Origin of the sequence: Devosia sp., assembly GCF_028290645.1 — a bacterium.
In the GTDB taxonomy this organism is placed as follows: domain Bacteria; phylum Pseudomonadota; class Alphaproteobacteria; order Rhizobiales; family Devosiaceae; genus Devosia_A.
This window is the reverse complement of the sequence record NZ_JAQGJL010000252.1, coordinates 1-14829: the sequence shown is the minus strand read 5'-3', so window position 1 is coordinate 14829 and position 14829 is coordinate 1. Positions and strand designations below refer to the sequence as shown.

General features: G+C 66.4%; 18 protein-coding genes and 1 pseudogene. 12 read left to right on the top strand and 7 right to left on the bottom strand.

All coding sequences use genetic code 11. The annotated features are described in order from the left end of the window. The 3 genes and pseudogenes from JWQ89_RS13885 to JWQ89_RS13875 all read right to left on the bottom strand — a co-directional run. Positions 1 to 270, bottom strand: a pseudogene (locus JWQ89_RS13885) (DUF1254 domain-containing protein); the annotation flags it as partial. Next, positions 267 to 845, bottom strand: coding sequence for a DUF1214 domain-containing protein (locus JWQ89_RS13880; RefSeq protein WP_299641951.1), 579 nt, complete (start codon positions 843 to 845; stop codon positions 267 to 269). The pseudogene JWQ89_RS13885 and the gene JWQ89_RS13880, both read right to left, overlap by 4 nt. A gap of 3 nt (positions 846 to 848) precedes the next feature. After that, entirely contained in the window at positions 849 to 3011 is a 2163-nt protein-coding gene (locus JWQ89_RS13875; protein ID WP_299641949.1) for a PBP1A family penicillin-binding protein, read from the bottom strand. 185 nt (positions 3012 to 3196) lie between these two features. Here JWQ89_RS13875 and JWQ89_RS13870 point away from each other — a divergent pair, with 185 nt between their 5' ends. Together JWQ89_RS13870 and JWQ89_RS13865 are read left to right on the top strand one after the other, a co-directional pair. Beyond that, positions 3197 to 3652, top strand: a complete 456-nt coding sequence (locus tag JWQ89_RS13870) for a YcgN family cysteine cluster protein (RefSeq protein WP_299641947.1) — start codon at positions 3197 to 3199, stop codon at positions 3650 to 3652. A 463-nt stretch (positions 3653 to 4115) separates the two neighbouring features. Further along, on the top strand, positions 4116 to 4505 hold the full coding sequence (locus tag JWQ89_RS13865) for a DUF2147 domain-containing protein (RefSeq protein ID WP_299641945.1): 390 nt from the start codon (positions 4116 to 4118) through the stop codon (positions 4503 to 4505). A 123-nt stretch (positions 4506 to 4628) separates the two neighbouring features. On the opposite strand, the gene JWQ89_RS13860 is transcribed toward JWQ89_RS13865, so the two are convergent. Further along, positions 4629 to 5018 (bottom strand): hypothetical protein, encoded by a 390-nt coding sequence (locus tag JWQ89_RS13860; protein WP_299641943.1) that lies wholly within the window; start codon positions 5016 to 5018, stop codon positions 4629 to 4631. Positions 5019 to 5382: 364 nt separating this feature from the next. Then, complete coding sequence (locus JWQ89_RS13855) at positions 5383 to 5631, bottom strand: KTSC domain-containing protein (protein WP_299641941.1); 249 nt, start codon at positions 5629 to 5631, stop codon at positions 5383 to 5385. Positions 5632 to 5676: 45 nt separating this feature from the next. Here JWQ89_RS13855 and JWQ89_RS13850 point away from each other — a divergent pair, with 45 nt between their 5' ends. From JWQ89_RS13850 to JWQ89_RS13840, 3 genes are all read left to right on the top strand, one after another. Continuing rightward, complete coding sequence (locus JWQ89_RS13850) at positions 5677 to 6099, top strand: hypothetical protein (RefSeq protein ID WP_299641940.1); 423 nt, start codon at positions 5677 to 5679, stop codon at positions 6097 to 6099. After that, positions 6065 to 7330: a terminase family protein gene (locus JWQ89_RS13845; RefSeq protein WP_299641938.1), complete on the top strand. Its 1266-nt coding sequence runs from the start codon at positions 6065 to 6067 to the stop codon at positions 7328 to 7330. The genes JWQ89_RS13850 and JWQ89_RS13845 overlap by 35 nt, the downstream gene beginning before the upstream one ends. 316 nt (positions 7331 to 7646) lie before the next feature. Beyond that, the gene (locus tag JWQ89_RS13840; protein ID WP_299641936.1) at positions 7647 to 8801 is read left to right on the top strand and encodes a phage portal protein; all 1155 of its coding nucleotides are present in this window, start codon (positions 7647 to 7649) and stop codon (positions 8799 to 8801) included. 783 nt (positions 8802 to 9584) lie between these two features. On the opposite strand, the gene JWQ89_RS13835 is transcribed toward JWQ89_RS13840, so the two are convergent. Beyond that, the gene (locus tag JWQ89_RS13835) at positions 9585 to 9815 is read right to left on the bottom strand and encodes a DUF2442 domain-containing protein (protein ID WP_299641934.1); all 231 of its coding nucleotides are present in this window, start codon (positions 9813 to 9815) and stop codon (positions 9585 to 9587) included. Between the two features lie 221 nt (positions 9816 to 10036). On the opposite strand from JWQ89_RS13835, the gene JWQ89_RS13830 reads away from it, so the two are divergent. From JWQ89_RS13830 to JWQ89_RS13800, 7 genes are all read left to right on the top strand, one after another. After that, complete coding sequence (locus tag JWQ89_RS13830; RefSeq protein ID WP_299641933.1) at positions 10037 to 10225, top strand: hypothetical protein; 189 nt, start codon at positions 10037 to 10039, stop codon at positions 10223 to 10225. A 66-nt stretch (positions 10226 to 10291) separates the two neighbouring features. Continuing rightward, the gene (locus JWQ89_RS13825) at positions 10292 to 10852 is read left to right on the top strand and encodes an HK97 family phage prohead protease (RefSeq protein ID WP_299641932.1); all 561 of its coding nucleotides are present in this window, start codon (positions 10292 to 10294) and stop codon (positions 10850 to 10852) included. Positions 10853 to 10862: 10 nt separating this feature from the next. Next, positions 10863 to 12080, top strand: a complete 1218-nt coding sequence (locus JWQ89_RS13820; protein ID WP_299641930.1) for a phage major capsid protein — start codon at positions 10863 to 10865, stop codon at positions 12078 to 12080. Positions 12081 to 12332: 252 nt separating this feature from the next. Continuing rightward, positions 12333 to 12908, top strand: coding sequence for a phage head-tail connector protein (locus JWQ89_RS13815; protein WP_299641928.1), 576 nt, complete (start codon positions 12333 to 12335; stop codon positions 12906 to 12908). After that, positions 12905 to 13246 (top strand): phage head closure protein, encoded by a 342-nt coding sequence (locus tag JWQ89_RS13810; protein ID WP_299641926.1) that lies wholly within the window; start codon positions 12905 to 12907, stop codon positions 13244 to 13246. Before JWQ89_RS13815 ends, JWQ89_RS13810 begins: the two co-directional genes overlap by 4 nt. A gap of 151 nt (positions 13247 to 13397) precedes the next feature. Beyond that, positions 13398 to 13787 carry a DUF3168 domain-containing protein gene (locus JWQ89_RS13805; RefSeq protein WP_299641924.1) on the top strand — a complete coding sequence of 130 codons (390 nt, stop codon included), beginning with the start codon at positions 13398 to 13400 and terminating at the stop codon, positions 13785 to 13787. Positions 13788 to 13998: 211 nt separating this feature from the next. After that, positions 13999 to 14412: a phage major tail protein, TP901-1 family gene (locus tag JWQ89_RS13800; RefSeq protein WP_299641922.1), complete on the top strand. Its 414-nt coding sequence runs from the start codon at positions 13999 to 14001 to the stop codon at positions 14410 to 14412. On the opposite strand, the gene JWQ89_RS22535 is transcribed toward JWQ89_RS13800, so the two are convergent. Continuing rightward, the gene (locus JWQ89_RS22535; RefSeq protein ID WP_366144008.1) at positions 14409 to 14714 is read right to left on the bottom strand and encodes a type II toxin-antitoxin system RelE/ParE family toxin; all 306 of its coding nucleotides are present in this window, start codon (positions 14712 to 14714) and stop codon (positions 14409 to 14411) included. The genes JWQ89_RS13800 and JWQ89_RS22535 overlap by 4 nt on opposite strands. Between the last annotated feature and the right edge of the window lie 115 nt (positions 14715 to 14829).

Below are 14829 nucleotides of genomic sequence, written 5' to 3'. Positions count from 1 at the left end.
GGCCTGGGGCAGGGAGCCGCTGACCGAGGCGGGGCCGTTGCGCAGATCCACCTTGCACACCGCATAGGCGAGCTCGGGATCGAGCCGAAGCGGGTTCGGCTCGCCCGCCTTGGCAACGGGGAGGATGGTCGGCCCGGCGCCGGTGCCAACCGCGGCGACGCGATCCCACGCCGCGGTGGCGGACAGCGAGGGCAGGCTGAGGATCACCACGATATGGATGATGCCGCCGAGCACGACGCCGCCGAGGAGCCAGAGCAGTGTCCGGATCATGCGCAGGCCTCGCGGATGATCGAGGGCAGTGCCGCAACGCTGGTGCCGACGCCGGAAAGGCTAGAGGTATCATAGAGGGTGAGGACGAGGTCGAAGGCGCCGTCGCCGGTGATCTCGAGCCAGTTCAGCGGCGCCAGCGTCTTCGACACGTAGAGCTCCACCGAGCCGTCGCCCGCGCGGCTGAGCCGGGCGCTGTGGAATTCGGTGGGGCCGTCCGGCCGGGCGATCGGCGCGCCACTATCGGGCGCCACCGGTACCAGCGTCCAGAAGCGAGCCGCGGGCGTCGTGCCGTCGATGCGATAACGGCAGGCGCGGTCGAGGCGGCGGTGGTCGCTGTCCGTCGTGGCGACGAACTGGATGCCTTCGCTGGCGCCGAGTTCGAGGGCGCCGGAGCGGGCGATGAAGGCGCGGGTGTAGGGGTCGGGCGCCGGGATGCCGACGTCGCGCCAGGCGGCCCAGGGGCCGATCTCGATGGCGCCGAACAGCCGGCCGTCGTTCAGCGCGTACCAGCTGAGCCCGAAGCCGACCAGCAGTGCGACCAGCAGCATCGCGCCGAGTTGAACGAGAAAGCGCAAGGGCTACAAGCTCTTAGCTGGGGCGGCGGGGACGACGGCGAGCGCGGCCTGGCTGCCTGCGGCGTCCAGCGCATCGCGCAGGCGGTCGGCGACCTCGAGCAGCTTGTCCGCCGCGCGGGGCTTCAAACCGGGGGGGCGCTCGACCGGAGGAGCGACCGGCTGGCCCTCCTCGGCATTGGCGATGACGAACGGCGCGGGCTGGAAATCCACGCCTTCGACGGGTTTGATTTCAATATTGGTATGGGCATAGGCCATGAACTTCTGCCACGCGGTAGTCGGCAGCAGGCCGCCGGTGAGAGTCTTGGTCGGCCGGTAGTCGTCATTGCCGAACCAGACGGCAGCGACGTAGTTGCCGGTGAAGCCGCAGAACCATGCATCGCGGTAGGAGGACGTGGTGCCGGTCTTGCCGACGGCGGGCACCCCCTCGATCTGCGCGCGGCGGCCGGTGCCGCTCTCGACCACCGCCCGCATCATGCGGTTCATGTAGCGCACCGTCCGCTCGCTCACCACGCGCTCGCGATTGGCCTCGGGGTCGGCCTCGAAGATCTGGTCGCCGGTCAGCGTGGTGATGCGGGTGATGCCGAAGGCGGGGGTCTTGTAGCCGTGGTTGGAGAACACCGCGTAGGACGAGGCCATGTCGATGACGCTGACCGAGGCGGCGCCGAGCGCCAGCGAGCGGGTAACCGGGAAATCGTTGGTGAGGCCGATCTTGTGGGCGAAGTCGGCGATCGGCTGGCGGCCCATCTTGATCGAGAGGTTGACCGGCACGGTGTTGATCGACTGCTGGAACGCCGAGATCAGGCTGATGCGGCCGACCGCGTTGCCCGAATAGTTGCGCGGACACCAGTCGCCGATGCACTGCGTGGCGCCGCTGACGACCGTATCGGGATCATAGTCGGGTATGTTCTCGAAGGCGGCGCCGTAGTCGAACAGCTTGAACGCCGAGCCGGGCTGCCGGTTGGGAACGATCGAGCGGTTGAACTGGCTCTTGCCGTAGTCCATGCCGCCGACCATGGCCCGGATCGAGCCGTTGGGCTCGAGCACCACCATCGCCGCCTGGGTGACGTTGTAGGCCTCGCCCTGCTCGCGCACCACGGAGGTGACGGCATCCTCGGCATAGGATTGCAGCACCGGGTCGATGGTGGTGCGGACGACGAAGGTGTTCGACGTGCTCCCCGAGGCCTCGATGATCTTCTTGGCCTCGTCGAAGGCGTAGTCGAGGAAATAGTTGGGCGAGCTGAGCTCGGCCGAACGGTCGATCGGCATGGCCGGGTTGCGCCGGGCCGCGGTGACCTGGCCTTCAGTGAGGAAGCCCGCATCGACGAGGTTGGAGAGGACGAGGTTGGCGCGGCCGCGGGCCGCGGCGAGATCGACATGCGGCGCGTATTTGGTCGGCGCCTTGAACAGGCCCGCCAGCATTGCCGCCTCTGCGAGGTTCACGTCGGTGATCTTCTTGCCGAAATAGTATTCGGCCGCTGCCGCCGCGCCGAAATTGCCGCCGCCCATATAGGCGCGGTCGAAATACAGCTTGAGGATCTCATCCTTGGAATAGTGCCACTCCAGCCAGACGGCGAGGAAGGCTTCCTTGATCTTGCGCTCGAGCGAACGCTCGGGGGTTAGGAAGAGGTTCTTGGCGAGCTGCTGGGTGATCGAGGAGCCGCCCTGGGTGGAGTTCTCGCCCTGGGCGTTGGAAACCAGCGCACGGAGCGTGCCGACGATGTCGATGCCCCAGTGGTCATAGAAGCGCCGGTCCTCGGTGGCGAGCGCGGCCTTGACGAAATAATCGGGCAGCTTGTCGAGCGGATAGGAATCGTCCGAGCGGATGCCGCGCCGGCCGACCTCGTTGCCGTAGCGATCAAGGAAGGTGACGGCGATGTCCTCGGCCTTGTTGAAATGGCCGCTGACGGTGGCGTCGAACGCCGGCAGCGCCAGCGCCGTGACCAGCACCAAGCCGATGGCGAGGAAACTGAACCCGTCGGAGACGATCTCGACGAAGAAGCGCTTCAGCCCCGAAATGCGGAAGCGCGAGAAGAAATCCTCGATGGCGGTGTAGCCGCGGCCGGCCGACTGCCAGAAATCGTACATGGCCGAATCGAGCCAGGCATCGGCCGCCAGCATGCGGGTTTTCTTGCGCCGCTTCTCTTTGTGGTAGAACGGATCCTGCACCAAAAACTCCGCGGCGTGCGCACCGGTCTTGAATCTCCCCAATTCGGGGCGCATTGGCAAGGCAAGTCGCTCGAATATGATCACCCGGCGGTTTGCGCAAGCGAAGTTGACACAGTCGCCGTATCGAACCGGAAAAGCCTGGAGCTTTTCCTGATCCTGCTTCAGGCGCCACACAGGAACCTTCAATGGCCTTCTGGGACGAAAAGACGCTCGAGGAAATGACGCCGGTGGAGTGGGAAGCCCTCTGCGACGGCTGTGGGCGCTGCTGCCTGATGAAGCTCGAGGACGAGGACACCGGCGACATCTACGTGTCGGATGTCCGCTGCCAGCTGCTCGATGGCGAGAGCTGCAAGTGCTCGGACTATCCCAACCGCCTCAAGCTGGTGCCCGACTGCATCAAGCTGACGCCGGAGAACGTGCGCACCATCGAGTGGATCCCCAGGACCTGCGCCTACCGCCGCATCGCCGAAGGCAAGGGCCTCGCCTGGTGGCACCCGCTGGTCTCGGGCGACCCCGAGACGGTGATGAGCGTCGGCGTCTCGGTGCGCGGCCGCACGGTGCCCGAGCAATCGGTGCAGCCGGGCGAGTGGGAAGACCACGTCGCCGACTGGCCCAACTGGGAGCCGCCGGAGGAGATCTAGCTCCGGGCGAAGGCGAATATCCAGGCTGTAACCTGGAAACGATCACTGGAAATCCAGGTTAAGGCCTGGATTTGCGCGGTAGTGTTCACCCTCAGTCTCCACCCCACAAGGGGGAGGGAGGCCGGACGAGTTTCACTGGACCATTGGGGTCGCCCCGAGGGGCATGGACGCGACCACGGCGGGGCGATCTCGGGTCGACGCCGCGATAATTAGAATACTCACGTATTAGTGATAGGAACTTTCGTATGGGGCCGGCCGTTTTGCTGGGGCGAGATTGTGGCCGGCGGAAACGTCCGGATGACACCAGTCTCCGAAGCAAGACAGCATAGCTGCCCTATTAGGGCCCGTAGTTTGCCGCAGACATGAACGGCGGATGAACGGTGCCTTTATTCAAGATTCAGCCAAACTTCCTATTTATCGGGCTAGCCACCCACCTACCCCGATTTTCCGGAGACGCATCGATATGCACCTCGCGACAAAACTCGCCGCCGCCCTGCTCGTGACCATTTGCGCCACGGCACCCGTCTACGCATTTGCCGCCGACCCCACGGGCACCTGGCAGACCACCACCGGCGAAAGCCGCTACAAGGTGAGCTATTGCGGCGACGGCACGGAGCTGTGCGCGAAGCTCGTCTGGCTGCGCAAGGATGCCCGCACCCAGGAGAACCTTCCCTACCTCAACCACTACGTCGTCAAGGGCGCCGCGCTTGCCGCCGACAACAAGTGGAAGGGCGAGGTCAGCTATGCCGGCGACACCTTTGCCGGCACGCTGACCATGACCGGCGCCAATTCCCTGAAGCTCAATGGCTGCCAGGGCGTATTCTGCAAGACGATGAATTTCAGCCGCATCTAGGCTGCTTGGTATAGGCAGCCTTCAAGAACTGCCGAACTCAGGACCCGCGCCTCCGCCGGCGCGGGTTTTTTGTTGCCCGGGCCTTGGAAAGCCGGGTGAGGGGATCGCCGCAGGTTGCTCAGGTCAGAGCGGGCAGAAGCGCAGTTCACGCCCCACGAGGATCGTGTCGCTCGCCCAGTCGTAGCTGGGGTAGCGCGCCTGGCACTGTTCCTGGTGCACCGCCCATGAGCCGGGCGTGCGGGCCATCGAGACGAGCAGGTTTACATCAACGGTGCGGGGCCTGTAGCGGATGGCGTTCTCGGCATTGTTGGCCGCGCTCGCCGGATCGAAGTTCAGGTTATCGAAGAAGTAGCGGCCGAAGATGTGGTCGCCGAAATGATAGTCGTTGGGCAGCGGCACAGGAAGGAATTCCGGCGCGCCGCCGCGAACGATGATGTTCACCGGCTGGGCGGCGACGGGGGAGGCCGCTGCAATCGCGAGGCCGATCGTCAGAATTGGTAGCAGGTGTCTCATGGCTGATCTCCGTGCCCTCGCGCAAGTAACGCGGCAGAGGTGATTTGGTGCCATGAAGGCGGATACTCCGCACAGGCGCATACTTCGAACAGTTCGACAGTGCATCGGGTGCCGCAGGCGGTTTTCCCGCATCCGGTTTGTGGGGCGCGGTGGAGGGACGTACAGGTCCCTCCCCATCCGCGATGTAGTCCCTGCGAAAGCCGGGACCCATTTCTCCGCCCGCGCCGGCTGACGCTTGGTGCCCTGCTTTGGCAGGGATGACGGCTGGTGGGTGGGGTGGCGGGCCTGGAAAAGTACCTGCAAATCAACCATTTGCATTTTTCTTCGCCTATTCGATCCCCGCGTGACGGTGGTCTGGTATAGTTCAGCTACGGTGGGAGAAATGGGGCTGCAGCCGGGGGCGCGGCCCGGAACGGTCCGACTGGGTGAACTCGTAGCCGTCGCGGATATGGGCGTTGAAGTATCTGCCCTTGGACGGTGAGCTGCGCAGCGCGTCGTACACCGCGCGCGGCACTTCGAAATAATCGTAGCGGCGGCCTGAGGGGCGGAACCAGACGGACAGGGTCTGGGTCTCCGGGTCGTAGGCTATGTCGGCGATGACGGTGGATGGCATGGGTGCCTCCCGGTGTCGCAACTCAACGACACATTGGAGGGACGGTTGCACGAACGCGAGATGGAGCCTGACTGGAGGCCGATCCAGGCGGCCTATCAGGACACCACGGAATCGCTGGACGGCCTCGCCGAGCGTTTCGGGGTCTCGCGGTCGGCGATCAGTTGGAGAGCCCGGCGGCATGGCTGGGTCATGCGAAACCGGCCCGCTGGCACATCCGGCCCGTCGCTGATCAATCGCATTTACCGGCTGCTCGAGCGGCAGCTGGTGCAAATGGAGAGGGCCGAAGGGACGATGAGCGAGAAAGACGCGGCAACACTGGTGCGTATGGCGACGGCGGTGGATCGGCTGATCGAGGCGGAGTCCAAGGCGCCGCGCAAGCCGCCGCGAAACGCTGCGCACGAGTCCACCGAGATGCAGGAAATCAGGAAAACAATTGCCCGACGCCTCGAACAACTCGGAGATTTCTGAGCGCCTTGCCGCCGGACTTTCCGTCAAGGAGGCCCGTGACGCCTACTATTCCTGGCCGCTTCTCGCACGCGACGAACAATGGCCTCCCCGAGGGGACTGGACGACCTGGCTGCTGGTTGGGGGGCGCGGTTCGGGCAAGACCCGGGCGGGAGCCGAGTGGATCAGGCGTCTGGCCTGGCGACGGGTGAGTCCGTTGGTCCTGGTGGGCGAGACCATCGTCGAGGCGATCGATGTGATGGTGAAAGGGCCAAGCGGCGTGCTCCGTGTCCACCCGCCCGAGGACCGGCCGTTGCTGCGGGGAAACAGATTGATCTGGAGCAACGGAGTAGAGGCACTGATCCTCGGCGCCTCGGATCCGGAACGATTTCGCGGGCCGCAGTTCGCCGCGGCGTGGTGCGACGAATTGGCCAAGTGGCCGAAAGCGGAGGCGGCATGGGACATGCTGCAGTTCGGTCTGCGCCTTGGCGACAGGCCCCGGCAGCTGGTGACGACGACCCCAAGAGCGACCAGGCTGATGAAGCGACTGATGGGCGAGCCCGAGACGGCCACCACCCACATGACGACCCGGCAGAACGACGAATGGCTGGCCAACAGTTTCCTGCGGGCGGTGGTAGCCCGCTACACAGGTTCGGTCCTCGGCCGGCAGGAGCTCGAGGGGGAGCTGATCGAGGATCGGCCGGATGCGTTGTGGACGCGATCGATGTTCCGGGCGGCGGCCGACGAGGGGGCACTCGAGCGGATCGTGGTGGCGGTCGATCCGCCGGTGAGCGGGCACCAGCGCTCGGATGCGTGCGGGATCGTGGTGGCGGGACGGGTCGGGGAGGGGGCGGTGGTGCTGGCGGACCTGAGCTTTGCGCCGGCGGCGCCCGATGCCTGGGCGCGACGGGCGGTTTCGGCGTTCCATGAATATGGCGCCGATTGCATCGTCGCCGAGGTGAACCAGGGCGGCGACATGGTGAAGGCGGTGATCGCGCAGGAGGACGCCGACGTGCCGGTGCGTGCGGTGCGGGCGAGCCGCGGCAAATGGGTGCGGGCGGAGCCGGTGGCGGCGCTTTATGCCAATGGCCGCGTGGCGCACCGGCCGGGGCTGGTGGCGCTCGAGGACGAGATGTGCGCGTTCGGGGCGGATGGGCTGGCCGAGGGGCGCTCGCCGGACCGGGTGGATGCGCTGGTTTGGGCGCTGACGGAATTGATGGCGGTGGGGGCGGCGCCGCGGGTGCGGGGGACTTAGGTGGTGGTCCCGCACTGCCGAAGCATCGGTGCGTGGGGACCCCCACCCCTGTCCCCTCCCCCTGAACAGGGGGAGGGAGACGCCAGCCCCGATTTCAATGTGAGGGTCTCCCTCCCCATTCTTAGGGGGAGGGGACAGGGGTGGGGGTCGGCAATCACCGGCTTGACGCTAGGCACGGAGTCATTCCCGCGAAAGCGGGAACCTTGGTTCTGGTGCCGCCTGCACAATTGCAAACGGAGGTCCCCGCTTTCGCGGGGATGACCCGGTGGGTGCGGCGGCGGAATGCCGGGCCTCGCCGATAGAACGAGGAACAACAATGCCCAACTGGTTCACCCGCCTCGGCGGGGTGCTTTCGGCTGCCGAGCGGAAATCCGGCGGGCCGCAGAGTTTGATGACGGTGACGGCGCTGGGGGAGGCCAGCTGGAGCCGGCGGGGGTTCGTGAGCCTCGCCAATGCCGGGTATGCGAAGAACCCGGTGGTTTATCGGTGCGTGCGGCTGATCGCGGAGGCGGCGAACCGGGTGCCGTTGGCGGCGGAAGAGGGTGGCAAGAGGCTCAGCGAGCATCCGGTGCTGGGGCTGCTCGGGCGGCCCAATCCGCGGCAATCGGGCGGCGAGCTGCTGGAGGCGGTGTATGCCTACCTGCAGACGGCGGGGAACGCTTATCTCGCGGCCGGGATCGTCGATGGCGCGGTGCGGGAGCTGCATTTGCTGCGGCCCGACCGGGTGAAGGTGGTGAGCGGGCGGGACGGGTATCCGGCGGCTTATGCCTATACCGCCAGCGGGCGGACGGTTGAGCTGCGGCTTGACCAGCAGCCGGTGGCGGGGGTGCTGCACATGGCGCTGTTCCACCCGCTCGACGACCACTACGGCATGGCCCCGCTCGAGGCGGCGGCGCAGAGCCTCGATATCCACAATGCGGCGGCCGAATGGAACAAGGCGCTGCTCGACAATGCGGCGCGGCCGAGCGGGGCGCTGGTCTATTCGGCTGGCAGCGGACAGCTGACCGAGGCGCAGTTCAAGCGGCTCAAGGAGGAGCTCGAGGCGGGGTTCCAGGGCGCGCGGAACGCCGGGCGGCCGATGGTGCTCGAAGGCGGGCTCGACTGGAAGGCGATGGCGCTGACCCCGGCAGAGATGGATTTCATCGAGCTGAAGCACGCGGCGGCGCGGGAGATCGCGCTGGCCTTCGGGGTGCCGCCGATGCTGCTGGGGATCCCGGGGGACAACACCTATTCGAATCTGGCCGAGGCCAACCGGGCGTTCTGGCGGGGGACGGTGATCCCGCTGGTGCGGCGCGTGGCGGACGACCTGAGCTTCTGGCTGGCGCCGGGTTTTGGCGGGGTGACGCTGGTGCCGGACCTTGATGGGGTCGAGGCGCTGGCGGAGTACAGGGCGGCGTTGTGGGCGCGTGTTGGGGGCGCGGAGTTTCTCAGTGACGAGGAGAAGCGGGCGATGCTGGGGGTGGGGGGCTAGGGTGATGGGGCCCAGAAGCAGTAGCGGTGCGTTGCTGTTGGCGGTTCGGCTTGCGACCTTCGAGTTGAAGCTCGACGCGTTTCTTTCGATGCTCGAGCGGCGCTACCGTCCCGACCAGCCACGCGTACCTGCGGGTCAGCCTGAGGGAGGGCAGTGGACACCGGCGAACGGGTCGCAAGGGGCCGGGCGTATCAGAACCGCGCTCGCGGGAATAAAGATTGACGAGCGTGTTGGCGTTGGTGACGCTGGGCTGGTCAGGATGTGTACATACCAAGACATGTTCGGACGGCAGTACAGCAAGGAAATAGACGCTGCACTGCCGTGTGATCCCACATTGCGTGTCCCTCCGTACTACGGTCCCTACTAGATGCTGGTCACAAATATCACCATCACCGACACCGCCCGACATGTCCTCGATCGGCGCAAGTCACTTTTCAAGCCGAGCGCACACGGCGTGTTCGCGCTAAGCTACACGTCCCGGTTCACCAATCCGGACGGGACGACTGTGAATGGGTTTGTCCCGGGGTGGCAGGTCTGCGCTTGGTCACACAACTACCTAGGTCCTAGTCCGCTGGTGGTCAGGCTGGCGCACGGAACAGAGTTCCACCTGATAGCAAGGTTCCCTTGGAACGTGGAAGAGCGGTACATTATGGACCTGCTCAGCCAGCCACACGAGATATTCTCCATAACGCCAGCAGTGTAGCCTCAGCGCTGGGATGACTGCCGGTGGTTGAGGTCGCGTCAGGTGCCTCCTGCCCACGAAATCAGTAGGACCATAGCGGACTATTCCAGTTCCTCGACCGAGATATCCACATCCAGGTCGGGCCAATGGATGCCTTCGCCTCTGCCGATAAAGCGCCAGTTTAGGCGCGCCGCCGGAGGGCCGTCGCGGAGGCGGGGATAGTGCGCGAGCGGGGCGATCAGCTCGCGGCCGTCTTCGAGTTTCACTTCGATCGTTGCTGTGCCGAAGCGGACGTCGATGGCCCGGGAGCCGGTGTTGGTTGTCGTGCTCATTGGTCCTCCTCCTCAGAGCATGCGGGGAGGAGCGTAGCTGCGTTCCCGCTAGGGGAGAAGGCGGGAAACGCGGCTGTCCCGCCCATCACAGATGTCATCCCGGCGCAGGCCGGGATCCAACTCTCGGCTCGCTCAAGCGGCGGCATGGGTCCCGGCTTTCGCCGGGATGACGGCCGGTGGTTGGGCGGGGTCGAGCACTACACCTAACCACGGAGGCCAACATGGACGAGCTCACCAAATCGATCGTGACGCGGGGGGACCTGGCGCATCTGGCGCTGTTTCTTTGGGCGACGGGGGCGACCGGGTTGTTGGTCTGGTCGCTGAAGGAGCTGGTGGCGGCGAACCGGCGCTTCAACGATTTCATCAAAGAGATTTCGACGCTGAATCAACTCTTTCGCCGGGAGAAATAAGCCTATGGGGGCAAAGGATAATTCTACCGACAAGCAGGTGGCCGGCGAGGTGTTCCGGCAGTTTGCTTGGAACCTCGCGGGGACGCTGGCGAAGCCGGTGCGGCGGACGTCTCGCCCGCGGCCGGCCGGGCCGAAGCCGTGATGCAGGCCATTCCGATCGATGAGCGGGGGCGCTTTGCGGGGTATGCGAGCGTCTTCGGGCGGCTCGACGATGCCGGCGACCTGGTGATGCCGGGGGCGTTCGGGCGGAGTCTGGCGAAGAGAGGGGCGGAGAAGCTGCGGATGCTGTTCCAGCACGATCCGAAGGAGCCGGTGGGCACCTGGGACGTGGCGCGCGAGGACGGGTTCGGGCTGTGGGTCGAGGGCCGGCTGGTGCCTGGGGTACCGCGGGCAGATGCGTTGCGGCGCCTCATCGAAAGACGCGCGATCGACGGGCTGTCGATCGGCTTTCGCACCGAGCGGGCGACGCGCGAGGCGCGGAGCGGGCATCGGCGGCTCTGGGCCATCGACCTGTGGGAGATCTCGATCGTGACGTTTCCGATGCTGGCGGAAGCCCGCATCGCGCCGGGGCAGGGAGCTCCGGCTGAGCGGTCGCTGCGGGCGGCCATTTCGCTTCTGAAGCAATAGAGGAAAATCGATGACCGATATGACCGAGCGTCTTGAGATCAAGGCGAGCGCTGGGGATTCCGACGGCATGTTTTCGGAGTTCATGAGCGCCTTCGAGGAGTTCAAGCGCACCAATGACGGGCGGCTGGCGGAGCTCGAAAAGCGCGGCGCCACCGATGCGCTGACCGAGGAGAAGCTGGGGCGGCTCAACCAGGCGCTCGATGGCGCGAAGGCCGCGATGGAGCGGCTGAGCCTCGAGAAGGCGCGGCCGGCGCTGGAGGCGTGGCGGCCGGAGCTCGGGGACGAGTACAAGGACGCGTTCTCGGCTTATGTGAAACGCGGCGAGGAGAAGGCGCTGTCGATCGGCTCGAACCCGGATGGCGGGTACCTCGTGCCGGCGGAGACGGAGAGCGAGATCACGCGGCGCCTGACGGCGGTATCGCCGATCCGCGCCATCGCTTCGGTGCGGAATGTGTCGTCGACGGTGTACAAGAAGCCGGTGACGCTGACCGGGCCGGCGGTGGGTTGGGTCGCCGAGACGGCGAGCCGTCCGCAGACCAATTCGCAGACCATCGACCTGATCGATTTCCCGACGGCTGAGCTCTACGCCATGCCGGCGGCGACTTCGGCGTTTCTCGACGATGCGGCGGTGGATGTGGGTCAGTGGATCGCCGACGAGGTGAACGCGGCCTTCGCCGAGCAGGAGACTGCGGCGTTCGTTAACGGCAACGGCACCAACAAGCCCAAGGGGTTCTTGCAGGAGACGCAGGTCGCCGAAAGCGCCTGGGTCTGGGACAGGATCGGGTACATCGCGACCGGTGTTTCGGGCGGCTGGCCGGCGGGGGACGAGAGCGATGTGCTGATCGACCTCGTCTATGCGCTGAAGGCCGGCTACCGCCAGAACGCCAGCTGGGTGATGAACCGGAAGACCCAGGCGGCGGTGCGGAAGCTGAAGGACGCGGACGGGAACTACCTGTGGTCGCCGGGGGTGTCGGCGGGGGCGAAGGCGACGCTGCTGGGGTTCGACCTGGTGGAGGCCGAGGACATGCCGGATATCGGCGCCGCGGCGACGCCGGTGGCGTTCGGGGACTTCCGGCGCGGGTACCTGGTGGTGGACCGGATGGGGGTGAACGTTCTGCGGGATCCGTATTCGGCGAAGCCCTATGTGCTGTTTTATACGACGAAGCGTGTGGGCGGCGGGGTGCAGGATTTCGATGCGATCAAGCTGCTGAAGTTCGGGGTGAGCTGAGGCGGGCTCGATCTCTCCGTCATCTCTCCCCTTGCGGGAGAGAATGCGAAAACTTGGGCTTGGCGGAGCCAAGTCCTTAGGTTTCGCAAGAGAGGGGGTGCGGAGCCACCGTGCCTCCCACGACCCCCTCTCTTGCGATTTCTAGGACTTAGCGAAGGGCTAAGCCCAAGAAATCGCTTTCTCCCCCGCCAAGGGGGAGATGGCTCGGTGGCAGCATCGTGCCAAATTCCCATTCAAATCCAAGGACATCCGATGATTTCCTACCTTCTCGCGGGGCCCGCGGAGGAGCCGGTTTCGCTTGTCGAGACCAAGGCGTTCCTCAGGCTCGATGCCGATGCCGAGGATGGGCTGGTGACGACGCTGATTGCGGCGGCGCGGCTGCATGTCGAGGGGACGACCGGGCGGGCGCTGGTGCGCCAGGGCTGGCGGCTGGTGCTCGATCAATGGCCGGCGGGGCGGGTGGTGACGCTGCCGGTGGCGCCGTTGCTCGAGCTCGAGGCGATCCGGGCGTTCGACGTGCAGGACGACGAGCATGTGATCCCGCTCGAGCAGTTCCAGGCGGAGACGGGGGTGGCGCCGGCGCGGGTGTTGCTGCCGGGGACGGTCGCCGGGATGCCGGTGCTGCGTGAGCGGCTGGGGATCGAGATTGATTATGTCGCGGGGTTCGGCGAGGCGGCCGATGTGCCGGCCGACCTGAAGCAGGCGGTTCTGGCGCTGGTGGCGCACTGGTCCGAGCACCGGGATGCGGTGGTGGTGGCGGGCGCGGGTGCGGTGGTGCCGGCGGGGTTCGAGCGGCTGGTCGAGGGCTATCGGCAGGTGCGGCTGTGAGCGAGGCGGCGCCGGCGGTGGGGAGCCTCACCGACCGCGTGTCGTTCCAGCGGCGCGAGACGACGGGCGAGGACGACGGCGGGCATGCGGTGCTGTTCGTGCCGGTGACGACGCTCTGGGCCCGGGTGCGGGCGCTGAGCGGGCGGCAGGTGGCGGAGGCCGACGGGCGCGGGGTGGCGGTGAGCCACTCGGTGGTGGTGCGGTTCCGGACCGATGTGAAGGCCGGGGACCGGTTCGGCTATCGCGGGCGATGGCTGAGCGTGGTTTCGGCGGGGGATTTGAATGGGCGGCGCGGGTGGTTGAGTTGCGCTTGTGTGGAGACGGGGGTGGTGGGGTGAGGGGGATGGTGCCGATGGGCCGGTGGCTGTGGACCCCCACCCCTGTCCCCTCCCCCTCAACAGGGGGAGGGAGACCAAGACATGGACGTCGAGGTCGGCGTCTCCCTCCCCCTTCTTGGGGGGAGGGGGCAGGGGTGGGGGGCGGCTCGCCATGACCCATCCGATCATTCTTCTGCAATCCGCCCTGGTTGCTGCGCTGAAGGCCGACACCGATCTCGCGGGCGTTGGCATCTTCGATGCGCCGCCGCAGGGGGCGACGCCGCCATACGTCGCCATCGCCCGTCATGACCTGCTGCCGCGGGACGGCGACGCAGCGCCAGGGCATGAGCAGCGGGTGACGCTGCATGTGTGGGCCGGGCAGCCGAGCCGGAAGGCGGCGCTGGGGATGGCGGAGCGGGTGGTGGCGGTGGCGGAAGCGCTGGCGCCCGAGGCGATTCGGGTGACGCATTGTCAGCATGAGCGGACGGATACGGCGATCGACAGCGAGACGGGGCAGGCGCGGGCGGCGGTTGCTTTGCGGTTCTTGACGGAGCCTAGCTGAGACTGCCCCTCGCCCGTCTCGCGCTTCGCGCGATCCACCCTCTCCCTCAAGGGGAGAGGGGAGAGGCGGCACGGTCTATCGCCTCCCTCCCCCTTGAGGGGAGGGATTGAGGGTGGGGGTGCTCCGGTGATCGCCGATGGACCCCCACCCCCCGACCCCTCCCCTCAAGGGGGAGGGGAGCGCAACGGCAGTTCAAACCAAGGAGAAGATCATGGCTGCGCAGAGCGGCAAGGACATGCTGCTGAAGCTCGACCAGACCGGGTCGGGGAGTTTCGTGACGGTGGCGGGGTTGCGGTCGCGGTCGCTGGCGTTCAACGCGGCGGCGATCGATGTGACGGATGCCGAGAGCGCCGGAAGGTGGCGCGAGCTGCTGGCCGGCGGCGGGATCAAGCGGGCGGCGGTTGCGGGGTCGGGGATCTTCAAGGACCAGGCGTCCGACGCGACGATCCGCAGCCTGTTCTTCGCCGGGACGATCCGCAACTGGCAGCTGATCCTGCCCGATTTCGGCACGGTCGAGGGGCCGTTCCAGATCGTGGCGCTGGAGTTTTCGGCGGATCACGCGGGCGAGGTGACGTTCGAGCTGGCGCTGGAGAGCGCGGGGCAGCTGGGGTTTGCGGCGAGCTAGGTGGGCGGCAGTTGGCCCGGTGGCCAATCACGTCGGGAATGGACGATGTCGACAATGAGGACGATGTCCTCTCCGCTGCGTCGTTCGAGCCTGTAAACCAGGATATAGTGGATGTCCGGCAGCGACTTTTCATAACTGCGTCGATACCGGCCGGGTCGACCGGTCAGGTGCCGGCCAAGCGCGGCGGTGGCTTCGACGATGCGACGGCCGACCCTGAGGGCTGCTGCCGGGTCCTGTTCGGATATGTAGCGGTAGATCTGGGCGTGTGCCTTGCTCGCGCGAGCGGACAAGACGACCCTCACCGCCCGGCGACCTTCTTGGCCTTTGGTTCGGCGTTCTTCGACAACTCAGCGAAATACCGCTCCATCTCTTCTGTCACCTGCTCGGTCGTAAAGTACCTGCCGGCTTCGAAATCCG

Excerpts from the sequence above, each read along its gene's own strand:
- JWQ89_RS13870 (WP_299641947.1), top strand. The coding sequence starts at position 3,197 with ATGGCCTTCTGGGACGAAAAGACGCTCGAGGAAATGACGCCGGTGGAG.
- JWQ89_RS13865 (WP_299641945.1), top strand. The coding sequence starts at position 4,116 with ATGCACCTCGCGACAAAACTCGCCGCCGCCCTGCTCGTGACCATTTGC.
- JWQ89_RS13860 (WP_299641943.1), bottom strand. The coding sequence starts at position 5,018 with ATGAGACACCTGCTACCAATTCTGACGATCGGCCTCGCGATTGCAGCG.
- JWQ89_RS13855 (WP_299641941.1), bottom strand. The coding sequence starts at position 5,631 with ATGCCATCCACCGTCATCGCCGACATAGCCTACGACCCGGAGACCCAG.
- JWQ89_RS13840 (WP_299641936.1), top strand. The coding sequence starts at position 7,647 with ATGCCCAACTGGTTCACCCGCCTCGGCGGGGTGCTTTCGGCTGCCGAG.
- JWQ89_RS13835 (WP_299641934.1), bottom strand. The coding sequence starts at position 9,815 with ATGAGCACGACAACCAACACCGGCTCCCGGGCCATCGACGTCCGCTTC.
- JWQ89_RS13830 (WP_299641933.1), top strand. The coding sequence starts at position 10,037 with ATGGACGAGCTCACCAAATCGATCGTGACGCGGGGGGACCTGGCGCAT.
- JWQ89_RS13820 (WP_299641930.1), top strand. The coding sequence starts at position 10,863 with ATGACCGATATGACCGAGCGTCTTGAGATCAAGGCGAGCGCTGGGGAT.
- JWQ89_RS13815 (WP_299641928.1), top strand. The coding sequence starts at position 12,333 with ATGATTTCCTACCTTCTCGCGGGGCCCGCGGAGGAGCCGGTTTCGCTT.
- JWQ89_RS13805 (WP_299641924.1), top strand. The coding sequence starts at position 13,398 with ATGACCCATCCGATCATTCTTCTGCAATCCGCCCTGGTTGCTGCGCTG.
- JWQ89_RS13800 (WP_299641922.1), top strand. The coding sequence starts at position 13,999 with ATGGCTGCGCAGAGCGGCAAGGACATGCTGCTGAAGCTCGACCAGACC.